General features: G+C 55.8%; 11 protein-coding genes. 4 read left to right on the plus strand and 7 right to left on the minus strand.

The genetic code is table 11. The annotated features are described in order from the left end of the window. Positions 1–8: 8 nt before the first annotated feature. Entirely contained in the window at positions 9–728 is a 720-nt protein-coding gene (locus tag FE783_RS07000; RefSeq protein WP_138878623.1) for a FadR/GntR family transcriptional regulator, read from the plus strand. Between the two features lie 16 nt (positions 729–744). Here FE783_RS07000 and FE783_RS07005 read toward each other — a convergent pair whose 3' ends face one another. From FE783_RS07005 to FE783_RS07025, 5 genes are all read right to left on the minus strand, one after another. Continuing rightward, positions 745–1,578, minus strand: a complete 834-nt coding sequence (locus FE783_RS07005) for a carbohydrate ABC transporter permease (protein ID WP_202916145.1) — start codon at positions 1,576–1,578, stop codon at positions 745–747. A 17-nt stretch (positions 1,579–1,595) separates the two neighbouring features. Next, positions 1,596–2,357: a carbohydrate ABC transporter permease gene (locus tag FE783_RS07010; protein ID WP_238402897.1), complete on the minus strand. Its 762-nt coding sequence runs from the start codon at positions 2,355–2,357 to the stop codon at positions 1,596–1,598. Positions 2,358–2,535: 178 nt separating this feature from the next. Further along, positions 2,536–3,858, minus strand: a complete 1,323-nt coding sequence (locus FE783_RS07015) for an extracellular solute-binding protein (protein WP_138878625.1) — start codon at positions 3,856–3,858, stop codon at positions 2,536–2,538. Positions 3,859–4,031: 173 nt separating this feature from the next. Further along, positions 4,032–5,624 (minus strand): response regulator, encoded by a 1,593-nt coding sequence (locus tag FE783_RS07020; protein WP_138878626.1) that lies wholly within the window; start codon positions 5,622–5,624, stop codon positions 4,032–4,034. Continuing rightward, positions 5,614–7,410, minus strand: a complete 1,797-nt coding sequence (locus FE783_RS07025) for a sensor histidine kinase (protein ID WP_238402898.1) — start codon at positions 7,408–7,410, stop codon at positions 5,614–5,616. The genes FE783_RS07020 and FE783_RS07025 overlap by 11 nt, the downstream gene beginning before the upstream one ends. A 547-nt stretch (positions 7,411–7,957) precedes the next feature. Here FE783_RS07025 and FE783_RS07030 point away from each other — a divergent pair. Genes FE783_RS07030 through FE783_RS07040 form a run of 3 tightly spaced genes read left to right on the plus strand, consistent with a single transcriptional unit; the run spans position 7,958 to position 10,967 of the window. Beyond that, complete coding sequence (locus FE783_RS07030; RefSeq protein WP_138878627.1) at positions 7,958–8,689, plus strand: (Fe-S)-binding protein; 732 nt, start codon at positions 7,958–7,960, stop codon at positions 8,687–8,689. Further along, entirely contained in the window at positions 8,686–10,179 is a 1,494-nt protein-coding gene (locus FE783_RS07035; protein WP_138878628.1) for a LutB/LldF family L-lactate oxidation iron-sulfur protein, read from the plus strand. Before FE783_RS07030 ends, FE783_RS07035 begins: the two co-directional genes overlap by 4 nt. 53 nt (positions 10,180–10,232) lie before the next feature. Then, entirely contained in the window at positions 10,233–10,967 is a 735-nt protein-coding gene (locus FE783_RS07040) for a LutC/YkgG family protein (RefSeq protein WP_238402923.1), read from the plus strand. Positions 10,968–11,153: 186 nt separating this feature from the next. On the opposite strand, the gene FE783_RS07045 is transcribed toward FE783_RS07040, so the two are convergent. Both FE783_RS07045 and FE783_RS07050 read right to left on the minus strand, forming a co-directional pair. After that, positions 11,154–11,801 carry an SGNH/GDSL hydrolase family protein gene (locus FE783_RS07045; RefSeq protein WP_420799715.1) on the minus strand — a complete coding sequence of 216 codons (648 nt, stop codon included), beginning with the start codon at positions 11,799–11,801 and terminating at the stop codon, positions 11,154–11,156. 113 nt (positions 11,802–11,914) lie between these two features. Further along, entirely contained in the window at positions 11,915–12,688 is a 774-nt protein-coding gene (locus FE783_RS07050; protein ID WP_138878630.1) for an SDR family NAD(P)-dependent oxidoreductase, read from the minus strand. Positions 12,689–12,702: the final 14 nt, after the last annotated feature.

Consider the following 12,702-nt stretch of genomic DNA (forward strand, 5'->3'; position numbering starts at 1 on the left):
GAACAGGAATGGAAGTAACGAGAATCGCCCAGCGCAAAATCTATGAACAAATCGCCGATCAGATTAAAGATCAGATCGTAAGCGGCAAGCTTCCGCCCGGGCATAAGCTTCCATCGACGCGGGAGCTTACCGAACGGTACCAGGTCGGCCGCTCGACGATGCGCGAAGCGCTCAGCATGCTGAAGGCGATGGGTTTGATCGAAATCCGTCAAGGGGAAGGCTGCTTCGTCCGCAGCATGGACGATCCCGAAGTGGAAGTTCCCCGTTTCGAGCATTTGTTTACGAGCATGGAGGCGGTAGTCGAGCTGCTGGAAGCGCGTATTTCACTGGAAGTTGCCAACGCGGGGCTGGCTGCCACGAAGCGGACGGATGTCGATGTTGCCGCGCTGGAAGCGGTCTTGTCGGATATGGATAGCGAACGGGGAACGGAAACGGTCGGGGAGAAGCAGGATATGCGGTTTCACCTCACTTTGGCGCAGGCGACGCATAACTCCATTATGGTGAAGCTGTTGGAAACGATCTCCGCTCAAGTCGAGCTGACGATCCGCGAGACTCGCCGGGTCCGGCTGTACGGCAACAAGGCGATCGCCGGCCAGCTGTGGCTGGAGCACAAAGCGATCGCCGATGCGGTTGCCGCCCGCGACCCCGAGCGAGCCCAGGCGGCCATGCGGCGCCACCTGATTCACGTCGAGGAAGAAATCATGAAATCGATCCGTCGCAAAGGGTAACGGCCGTACCGGTCAGTTACCCTTTTACCCCGCCCAGCGTGATCCCTTTCACGAAATATTTCTGGAATCCGAGGAATACGGCTAGAATCGGGATAAAGCCGATCGTAGCGGCGGCCATCAAATAGCCGTAATCCCCGCCGTACTCGCTGATAAGCGATCCGATACCGACGTTTACCGTATATTTCGAGCTGTCGCTCAGCATAATCAGCTGCCATAAATAATCGTTCCAGGCGGTGGCGAATACGAAAATAGCCAAAGCCCCGACTCCCGGCTTCACGATCGGAAGGAAAATGTTCGCGAACAGTCCGATTTCCGAGCATCCGTCGATTTTACCGGCTTCCAGCAGCTCCTTCGGCACCGTCTGACTGAACTGCTTCATCAGGAATACCCCGAACGGAAGCGCAATGATCGGCAAAATAGCGCTCGAGAGCGTATTGACCATGTTCCATTCCTTCATCATCGTAAACAGAGGAACAAGTCCGAGTTGCTTCGGGATCAGCATCGTTACGATGACCGCTCCGAAGATCAGATTGCAGCCGACAAATTGTTTCTTCGTCAAGGCATACCCGGCCATCGTCGCGACGATGCAAGCCGCCGCCGTTGCGATAACCGAGACGATGACGCTGTTCCCCAACCATTGGAAGATGACGCCTTCCCGGAACAGCTTCGCATAGTTGATCAGCTCCAGACGGGTCGGAACCAAGTCCGGCGGTATTTTCACGGCGGACGCCTGATTTTTGAACGAACCGGTCACCATCCAGTACAGCGGAAACAAGAAGAAGGCGGCCATGGCGTAAAGTACGACATCCAGAACGATCTTGACAACTTTGCCCGATACCGATAATTTCATCGCAATACCCCCTTCCGTCAATACTCGATGTCCGTTTTGAAAAATTTGAACTGAATGAATGCGATAACCGATATGATGATCGCCAAAATGACGCCCATGGCGGATGCCAAGCCGAGCTTGCCGAATTTGAAGGCGGTTTCGTAGAGCAGATACATGATCGTGGACGTCGCGTAATTCGGACCTCCCCCTGTCAATATTTGCACGACGACGAACGTCTGGAACGCCCCTATCGTCGATGTGACGATGACATACAGCGTAGTAGGCTTCAGCATCGGCAGCGTAATGCTCCGAAACTGGCGCCATGTCCCCGCTCCGTCGATCGACGCCGCCTCATAATAAGTGACCGGGATGTTGCCTAGCGCGGCCAAATACAAAATGATCGGCTGGCCGACACACCAGGTGACGACTACGACGATCAACGACGGAAGGGCGACTCTCGAATCCGACAGCCACATGACGGGCGATGCGCCCGCGAGCGACAGCGCATAATTGGCGATTCCGTTGACGGGGTGGTAAATCCACGCCCATGTAGCGGAAAGAATAATTTGCGACGTCACGATCGGCAAGTAAAAGGAAGCGCGGAAAAACGAAGCGGTCTTGGCCGATTTGTGAATGACGATGGCCGACACGAACAGCGACACGATAATCGTCAAAGGGACGACGCCGGCGACGAAGCCGAACGTGTTGCCCAGGGAACGGACGAATACGTCGTCTTGAAACAGTTGAATGTAATTGTCCAGCCCGACCCAGTCTTTCTTGCCGATTCCATAATCGAACAAGCTGATATATATAGCATCCAGGAATGGATATATTTCCAATAATAGAAATATAAGTAAAAATGGCGCGATAAAAAAAAGGCCCCAAAAGTTTCGTCGCAGTTTCATCATCATGGTTGTGACTTCCTTTCGATCAGCGCCGCACACCTCGGAAGCCTCAATGTGCGGCGCGCATTCGTCATTATTTGGACGCGTTCGCTATTATCTCGTTCGCTTTCTTCACATAATCGTCAAGCGCCTGCTGAGCCGTCTTCTTCTTCGTATACGCGGCCTGAAGCTCGGGATAGAACGCGTTGCGCGTCTCCGAATAGCCCGGAACGCCCAATCCGATATTGCCGGCATATTGGAACAGCTGTGTCGTCTTCTTCTGAAGACTTCCATCCGGATAGTCGCTCGCGAGCGACTTTCTGGTCGTTACGACCGATTCGGCTTTTGCCATTTTGGCCATATTGTTCTTGCTGTTGACGAACTGGACGAATTTCTTGGACCATTCCATCTTCTTCGCGTTTTTCGTATTCCATATCCACGTACCGTATCCGAACAACACCGTATTCGACTTCTTCCCGTCCTTCGACGGATACGGGATCAGGTCGATCTCGAACTTCTTGCCCGCCCCGCCGTCGAACGCCTTCGTTACGGCCGGGACGTTGCCGATACTCCCTACCATCATGCCGACCTTCCCCTGGGCGAACAAATTCATATCCGGAGTCAAGCCCGCGGCTCCCGGCAGCACGAGTCCTTCGTCGATGAGACTGATTTCGAACTGCAAGCCTTCGACGCCTTCCGGCGAGTTGAGCAGCGACTTCTTGCCGTCATCGGACCAGCTCTTCGCCCCGAATCCCCACAGCAAAGCGTGGTGCATCTGATCGCCTGCCGTATTGCCGGCAAACAGCATGAAGCCGTACGTTTGCTTGGCCGGATCGGTAACCGCCTTCGCCGCCTTTTTGAATTGCTCCGTCGTCCAAGGCCCCATATTTTTCGGAAGCAGATCGACCGCACCTTTTTCCTTGAACATGTCTTTATTGACCAGCAGCCCGATCGCCGCCGTACTGTTCGGATAAATGTACGTTTTCCCGTTCACTTGGACGCTCTTCAGCGCGCTGTCATCGAAATCGGCTTTATCGATCAGATCGTCGACCGGAGCAAGCAGATCTTTCTGCGCATAAGTGAGCGGCCAGAACACCGAGCCTTGCTGCACATCCGGCATTTGATTCGTATTGACGGCAATGCTGATTCGCTCATTGATTTTGTCATCCGACGTTTTGACCATATTGATTTTCACGTTCGGATTTTTGTTCTCGAACTCCGCCTTGATCTCTTGATACGTCTGCTGCACATCCTCGCGGGCGTCGACCCACCACGTCAATTCGACGTTCTCTGCGGCCGTCTTGCCGCTCTTGTCCGTCTGCGCAACGCCTGCTTGCCCGTCGCCCGCGCCGCCGCAGCCGGCCGCTATTCCGATCGTAAGCACGATCGGGAGCATCGCTTTCCATGTCTTCTTCACGGCTTGAACCCTCCCTTGTAATGTAAAAACGCTTACAAACCCATTATAAAGAGAAGGCGTCCCTCTCTACAGGAACCATGCCCCGTACTTTGTTCACATTTTTTTGAAGGTCGGCGCCTGTTCACAATTTCTTGCAAACGCATTCACTTTTTTTGGCTGCGCCGTGCGAGCCGTTATCTTTGATATTGCGATCTGTACTGCTGCGGGCTGACCCCCTTCAGCTTCTTGAACACGCGTCCGAAGTAGTTGATGTTCTCGTATCCGACCTTCTCGGCGATCAAATAGCCGGGCATGTTCGTCCCTCTTAAATATTCGGCGGCCTTGTCCACCCGAATCTGGTTCAAAAATTCCGTAAAGCCGGTCTTCGTTTCTTTTTTGAACAAATAGCTCAAGTAGGTTTCGTTCATGCTGACCATCTCGGCCGCTTTCTTCAAGGAAATTGGCTCCGCATAGTTTGTTTTGACATAACGGATCAATTTCTGGATTTCTTCCGGATACGTCTGAAGCGCCGATTTTCTGCCCTTTTCCGCCAAGCGCCCGATCCAATGGATAAACCACCGCCTCGCTTCTCCCAGCTCCTCGAATCCGAGTATTTGCACATACAGCGGTTCGTTCGCATCGATTTCCAAGGTCGAATCGTTCGCCGTCCTTTGAATCTCCTTCCGGATAAAATGCATCAGATCCAGACACGATTGAATGCATTGCTCGATCGATCCTCTTGTACATTGCATCCGGTCAAATACCGCTTCGACAGCGCGGATCATGCCGTTCTCGTCCTGCAGCGATATCGCCCGCTTGAGCTCCTCTTCGGAAAAAGTGACGGGAACCAGCTCGGTTAAGGCGGCCGCTTCATCATCATATACATACACGCTCCCCTTGCCGTCATAGAAGCAGCGCTGGAGCGACGATTTAGCCTGCATATATGCATCGCGAAACCGGCGCCAATCCGAAAACGGACCGCTTATCCCGATGCTCGCCGAAATATCGGCGAACCGTCTCGCCGCACTGACAAGATCGCGGCCTATGCTTTTCGAATATTCGGCCAAGTCCTCCCGAACATGATCGAAGCCGGCAACGATGACCAGTTCGTCGTCGGCGTAAGGAAATACGCGGCCGTCCGCCCATTTGCCAAGTTCCAGCTCTGCCAGATTCAGTATTGTGCGTACGGCCGATTGTTTGTCCGTCTCACGTCGGTGAATGCGCATCAGCATCACGAAGTAATGTTCCGGTTCGCGATCGAATCCGAAGTCGCTTGCGGCTGCTTGACCGCTCTTCGCTTCTCCTTCGGCTTGCCCGTCCAGCAGCTCCCGCAATTTCTCCGCAGCCTTCGGCCGCCGTTCCCGATCGGAGCCCGCCTGCAATTGCCGGTTCAGTTCCTTCCGGCTCTCCTCCGCTTTATCCGCGGTTTCCCGCAGCATGCCGAGCAGCTCGTCCGGTTTCATCGACGCCTTCAATAAATAATCGTCGACTCCGAGCTTCATCGCTTTGCGAACGTATTCATACTCGTTGTGGCTGCTGAGTACGATAATCCGCGTATGCGGATACCGTTTCTTGACCGCCTCGATCAGCTCCAGTCCGTCCATATGCGGCATTACGATATCCGTGAGCACAATGTCCGCCGGATCGCGTTCCATGAGCGCGAGCGCCTGCCGGCCGTCTGGTGCGTCCCCGACGTATTCGTAGCCATGGCTTTCCCAGTCGATCAGCGATTTGATGCCGAGCCTGACCAATATTTCATCGTCAACGAGCATCACTTTAATCGGCATAATCGTTCTCCTCTCCTGCCACAATGGGCAATGTGACGCTCACACGGGTTCCTTCATTCCAGACGCTATCGATCTGCAGGCCGTACCGCTCTCCGTGCTGCAGCCGAATCCGGTCGTGTACGTTTTTGATCCCGATGCGGTGCGGCGGCCCTTCTTCGGGCGACGGCCGCTCCAGCCATTGCCGGACCTGCTCCAGCCGGTCCTTGCGTATTCCGATGCCATTATCGGTCACGCTCACGTGTAAAGCGGCATTCTCCGACCATGCCCGTATAGCGATCTCCCCTTGCCGGCCGACCGGATCGATCCCGTGAATGATGCTGTTCTCTACGATGGGCTGGAGCATAAATTTCAATACCCGGCAGCCAAGCAGCTCCTCCGGGACGTCATAGACGATCGACAGCTTCTCGTTATATTTCAACTTCATCAGCGCAATATAGTGCTCAATATAATTTATTTCTTGCTTCAACGGGATGAATATTCCGTCTCGGCCTATGCTCGCTTCCATGATGCTGCCGAGACTCGACAGCATCTCTCCGACTTCGCGGTCATGGCGAATGTACGCCATCCATTTGATGTTGTTGATCGTGTTCAAGAGGAAGTGCGGGTTGATTTGCGCCTGCAGCGCGCGGAAGCGCATATGCTCCTTTTGCTCGTACTCGTCCTTCAGCCGTTGAAGCAGCTCGCGGATTTGCTTCAGCATTTTATTATAGGTCCCAAGGAGCGTGGAAATCTCTTGCGGGCCCGATACCGACAAGGAGCTACGGAACCCGTTGTCCTCGACCTCCTGCATCCGCTTGTTCAGCAGCTTGAGCGGCCTGGATATGCTGTACGAAATCGAAAGCGTAATGAACATGAACACCAGGAAAATGACCGAAACGATCATTATATTTACTTTCCGGATGTCGAATATTTCCCGGAATACGGTATCGTACCGGATTAGCTGGACGATTTTCCAGCCGGCTTGGCCGACCGTGTCATAATTGACGATCCATTTCTCCCCGCCGCGCACGGTCGTAATTTGTCCTCTCGAATTGCGCATGACCTCCTCCATGTGCGGTTCCTCGCGCACGTTGAATCCGATCAGCCGCGCGGCCGGACTCGACACGACGGTTCCGGCCTCGTCCGCCATGTACACCTCTCCGTCCAGCTTGGCCAAATATTTGCGGACATCCTGCTCCGCTACGCTGAACAAGATCATCCCGATATTTTGCTTCGTTTGCAGGTCGGTAACGGTTTTGGTCAAGGTGATCAAGGAATCGTCGGCGTACGGATACGTCTTGATATGGACCGACCATCTCGTCTGGAAAGGACGTTTCAGCATCTCCGCATACCATTCGCTGCCGGTATATTCCCGGTACAGGCTTTGATCCATGTAGAAGGAGCTCAGCCAGTTGCCGTGAAGATCGGTCAAAGCGATATAGGGCTCGGTATTGAAATAGGAGCTGAACAATTTGTTGAAAACGTTGTCTTTAATGCGCAGCTTCTCGTATTCGTCGAATTGACCGGGGTTTTTCAGCAGTGCATTCACGCTGGAATTCATTGAAAGGTCCACGGCCGATCGCAGCATATCCTCGAGAAACAGCTCCACGTTGAAATTCACTTGCGACAGCGCCTCCCGGGCGGCATCGCCGATCTTCCGCTCGATCGCATTCTCCAAAGGCTTGTCGATATAATAAAAGGTCAATAGAAACGGAATGATTAAAAACAGCAAAATCGAGAAAAAAATGCGGCTCCGGATCGAGCCCCGCCAGGTTCGCTCCATCCGCCCCCGAAACAAACGTTTCACCCGATCGTCCCCCCTCCCCCGCCCCGGAAATGAAGAGCGGCTTCGAAAAACAAAGAAAGCCGACCGTTATAAGCGGCCAGCGTGCACCTGGTGCGAGCAAAATCATTCTCTCCATATTTGGAGAGCAGAAAGTACGATAACATTTTGACGTTTTACGACGACACTTCGGCAAATTCGACGATCAGCTCGTACGACCGGTTTTCCCACAATTTGGTTTCTCCCACATGCCTTCGAATTTGTTCGGATCGAATGCGGCCATATGTCGTTAACGCCCCCTCGTGGTAATGCGGATTTACGCTTATACCCCCATTATATCATTACGCATCCGGATGAATAGAAACAAAAATTCGTTGTTTGTTCACTATTTTTGACTGTACGATGAAGAATTTTGCGCGATTGCGGAATAAATGTCTTTCATTTTCGGCAGTTGTCTGATAACCTGATAATGAGATCATTAAGCGTAAACATCGCGGGAATGCGAAACGCCCGAAATAAAAGGCACAAAAGACTTCTGTCCCCACACTTGAATCAGAAAAGAGGGTGCCCCGTGAAAGTATCGCTCTTCATCACTTGCTTGGCCGACATGATGTATCCCGAAGTCGGCGAAAGCGTCGTCCGCCTGCTCCACCGGTACGGGTGCGAGGTCGATTTCCCCGAGCTGCAGACGTGCTGCGGCCAGCCGGCGTTCAACAGCGGCTACCAGGACGAAGCTCGCGTCGTGGCGCGGCAATGGATTCGCGCGTTCGAGCACAGCGATTATATCGTCTCCCCTTCCGGCTCCTGTACTGGCATGATTCACCATTACTACCCCGACCTGTTCCGCGACGAGCCGGAGTGGCGGGCTAAGGCGGAAGCGCTGATCGCGAAAACATACGAATTCTCGCAATTTCTCGTACAGGTGCTCGGCGTAACCGATGTTGGCGCGACGTTCCCGGGCAAAGTGACTTACCATCCGTCATGCCACGCGATGCGTCTGCTCGGGGTTCGCTCGGAGCCCGCCGAGCTGATGGGCAACGTACGGGGAATGGAACTCGTCGATCTGCCCCATCGGGAAGATTGCTGCGGCTTCGGCGGCACGTTCGCCGTGAAGATGGCCGATATGTCCGAAGCGATGGTATGCGAGAAAGCGAAGCACGTGCTGGAAACGGGCGCGGAAGTGCTCGTCGGTACCGACATGGGCTGTCTGATGAACATCGAGGGCCGGTTGAACAAGGAAGGCAAGCCGGTGCGCGTCATGCATTTGGCCCAATTGCTGGAGCAGGGAGGTACAGCGCGATGAGCGGAACGACGCATCACGATTCGGATGCACATACGGAAGAGCTCGCCAAGATCGGCAGCGGACTGAAGAAGAGGACCGAAATCGCGCTAGGCGACGAGTTTCTGCGCAAGGCGGTCGCCTTCACGACCGATAAGCTGAAAACCGGCAAGCTGAAGGCGATGGACGACTTCGGCAACTGGGAAATGTGGCGCGAACGCGGCCGCGCGATCCGCGAGCACGTCGTCTCCCACCTCGATTACTACTTGACGCAGTTTTCCGACAACGTCGTCAAAGCCGGCGGCCACGTCCATTTCTGCCAAACCGGAGAAGATGCGGTCAAGACGTTTCTCGATATTGCCCGCAAAGCCGAGGCGAAGCTCGTCGCCAAAGGCAAATCGATGGTTTCCGAAGAAATTCATTTGAATCACAGGCTGGAAGAAATCGGGGTCGAAGCGGTCGAAACCGACCTCGGCGAATATATTCTTCAGCTGGCGAAGGAAACGCCTTCCCATCTGATCATTCCGGCCATTCACAAAAACAAGCAGCAAATCGCCGACTTGTTCTCGGACCATTCGGGCGAGACGTTTCCGGCGGAGACGAGGCCTCTTGCCGACTATGCGCGCCATAAGCTGCGCAACGTCTTCCTGGAGGCGGACATCGGCCTGACCGGCTGCAACTTCGGCATCGCCGAATCGGGCACGGTGACGCTCGTTTCCAATGAGGGCAATGCGCGCATGGTTTCGACGATTCCGAAAATTCACGTCGTCGTCATGGGCATGGAACGGCTTGTCCCGACGTTCGCCGACGTCGAGGTCATGCTGAACTTGCTGGCGAGAAGCGCTACGGGGCAAAAGCTGACCACGTATACGTCGTTCGTTACCGGACCGCGCCGCGAGGGAGATCTGGACGGACCGGAGGAGCTTCACGTGCTCATTCTGGATAACGGCCGTTCCTCGCAGCTCGGCGACCCGCAGTTCCAGGAAGTGCTGCACTGTATCCGCTGCGCGGCCTGTTTGAACGTATGCCCGGTGTACCGGCAAGTCGGCGGCCATACGTACGGCTCCGTCTACAGCGGTCCGATCGGGGCGGTGCTCACTCCGCTGCTTCAGCAAGATTACAAGGAGGCCGGGCAGCTCTCGTACGCTTCCAGCTTGTGCGGCGCCTGCTACGAGGCTTGTCCGGTGAAAATCCCGCTGCACGACATGCTCGTTCAGCTGCGTCACCGCAAAGTGAAGCTGAAAATGACACCGGCTGCAGAGCGCGTCGCATTCAAGACGTACGCAACCGCCTTCGGCAATGTGACCTTGTACAAGATGGCAAGCAAAGCCGTTTACTGGCTGCAGAAGCCGCTGCTGCGCAAAGGCGCGATCCGGCGGGCTCCCGCCCCGCTCTCCGGCTGGACGCAATCGCGCTTCCTGCCTATGAAGCCGAAGCAGTCGTTCCGGGACCGGTGGGAGAAGCTCCAACAGGAGCTTGGTGAAGACAAGAACGGAAAGGAGCGTCGTCCATGAGCGCGACTCACAATCAAGCCACACGCGGCACTATCGAGGGACGCGACGAATTCATGCTCCGCATCGCGAAGCGGCTGGGCCGGCAGGCGCCGCTCGCGGTGCCTCCGGCACGCCCCGTCATCGGCGTGCCGGAGGAGTACGCCGCGGTGCGCACGACGGTGCAGGAGCGCATCGACCAGTTCGGGGCGAACTGGTCGGCGCTCACCGGCACCGTCTGGACCGCTCGCGCGGCCGACGCCGCCGACGCCGTGCCCGCGTTCGCGCGGCGCATCTGCGCGGAGCGCGGCATCGATCGGGTGACCCGCTGGGATCACCCCGATCTCGCCGCGCTGCCGCTGGATGCCGCGCTTGCCGCTGATGGCGTCGCCGTCGTGCCTTGGCGCGGGGACGGAGCTGCGGACGCACCCGCCTCCGGCGCAGGCGCCGACTCGGCGTGGAGCCGCCGCAGCCCGCTGCTTCGCGCAGCAGAGCGCAGCCGGCTCGGCATCGTCTGGGCCGACTACGCTATCGCCAACACCGGCACGCTCGTGCTGCTCGCCCGGGGCGGACACGGACGCTCCGTCAGCCTGCTGCCGGACACGCTGTTCGCCGTCATCCGCGCCGACCGGCTCGTCACGCGTATGGGCGAAGCGTTCGAAGCGATCCGAGCAGACCACCCGGAGGCGGCATCCTTGCCCTCGTCGATCAACCTCATAACCGGACCGAGTCGGAGCGCCGATATCGAGAACGACCTGACGATCGGCATTCACGGTCCCGGCAAAGTATACGCCCTTATTCTGGAGTCCTAAAAGCGCTCTGAACGAAGTCGAAAGCCCGGACCTTCACGGTCCGGGCTTTTACTTTTTTATGACTTCTTCCTATTACGAAACGAGTGGGTAAAAGTCACATACGAGCAAATGACCGCGGGCGGATCGAATCCGTCACTCCCACTGCTTGGAAATCTGACCAAGCGCTAGGCTGCTTTTTACCCGATATTAGGATTGCACAGCTCTTGCGGCCCCGACTGTCTTCAACCAGTTTTTGGCGATCAGCGCATGCCCGGCCGGCGACGGATGAACGCCGTCCGGCGCCCAATAAGCCGAAGGCGCAAGCATCGATGCTTGGGCGAATAGCCCGTCCAGCGGAACAAGCAGCGCGCCGAATTCTCTCGCCAGCTCCCGGACCACCGTAATTTTCGGGTCCAGGTCTTCCCGCCACTTCTTGCGGTCTTCCGGTACGGGAAGGACGAACGGTTCGATCATGACGATGCCCGCTCCGAGCCGTTCCTTCGTCCGGACGAGCAGCTCCCGGTATTCCTTCTCGAATTGCTCGGCGGAAGTAGGGTCGTTCCGGTCGTACCTTCTCCACGTGTCGTTAATGCCTATGTAGATCGACACCCAGTTCGGACGAAGCTCCAGACAGTCCGCATCCCAGCGGTTCAGCAAATCTTTGGCCCGGTTGCCGCTTATGCCGCGGTTCAGAAATTTGACCTGCAGCTCGGGATAAGCCGAATTGAACAAGGCTGTTGTCAAATGGGCATACCCTCTGCCGAGATCGCCCGGTTGCTCCTTGTTTCTGCCCGCGTCCGTAATACTGTCGCCCTGAAAAAGCACGACATCCCCTTGCTTGAATAGCAGCTCCACTGCCAACCCCTCCGATCAACATATTCGCGCGATGTGCGCCTATCATTCCAACAACTGCCAAACCCCATTTTATGCCATTCGGGATACGGTGTAAACGTTTTATTTATACGGTTTCAGGCGTTTTTGCCGAATACGACGCCGCCGTCGATATAGAGCGGAGAACCCATCATAAATTTCGATTCGTCCGATGCCAGGAACAGCGCGGCATTCGCGACGTCGTCCGGTCTGCCGAGATCGCCGCTAAGCTGCCGTTTTTTGAGCGATTGCACAGCCGCCTCCGGGTCGTCGTAAGAATTTTTTAAATAATTTTCAACAAACGGCGTCATAATCGTACCCGGCAGCAAGGCATTGACCCGGATGTTGTAGGGGGCGTAATCGACCTGCATCGATTTGGTCAGCGCCAGCACCGCGCCTTTCGTCGCCGCGTACGATGCGCGCAGGGCGAGTCCGATTTCGGCGATGCACGAAGACATGTTGATGATCGACCCGGCTTTGCGTTCCATCATATACGGCAGGGCATACTTGGAAGGCAAATATACCCCCCTGATGTTGACGTTCATGACGCGATCCCAAGCGTCCGGCTCGATTTCATGAAGCATGCCGACTCCGCTAATACCCGCATTGTTGAACAAGACGTCGATTTTCCCGTACTGCCTGACCGTTTCGTCGATCATCGCTTTAGCCGACTCGGGGCTTGTCACATCGGCATAAATATACGATGCTCTGCCTCCCGCGCTGGCGATGTGTCGGACCGTCTCCTCGCCTTTCTCCCGATCGATGTCCGCTACGACGACAATCGCCTGCTCGCGTCCGAACAGAATGGCCGAGCTCTGGCCGATACCGGAGCCCGCACCGGTAATGATGCATACTTTATCCTGCAATCTCACGTCGCTTTCCCTCC

The organism is Paenibacillus mesophilus (genome assembly GCF_005938385.1).
GTDB classification, from domain to species: Bacteria; Bacillota; Bacilli; order Paenibacillales; family NBRC-103111; genus Paenibacillus_AB; species Paenibacillus_AB mesophilus.

Excerpts from the sequence above, each read along its gene's own strand:
- FE783_RS07000 (WP_138878623.1), top strand. The coding sequence starts at position 9 with ATGGAAGTAACGAGAATCGCCCAGCGCAAAATCTATGAACAAATCGCC.
- FE783_RS07005 (WP_202916145.1), bottom strand. The coding sequence starts at position 1,578 with ATGAAATTATCGGTATCGGGCAAAGTTGTCAAGATCGTTCTGGATGTC.
- FE783_RS07020 (WP_138878626.1), bottom strand. The coding sequence starts at position 5,624 with ATGCCGATTAAAGTGATGCTCGTTGACGATGAAATATTGGTCAGGCTC.
- FE783_RS07035 (WP_138878628.1), top strand. The coding sequence starts at position 8,686 with ATGAGCGGAACGACGCATCACGATTCGGATGCACATACGGAAGAGCTC.
- FE783_RS07040 (WP_238402923.1), top strand. The coding sequence starts at position 10,233 with ATGCTCCGCATCGCGAAGCGGCTGGGCCGGCAGGCGCCGCTCGCGGTG.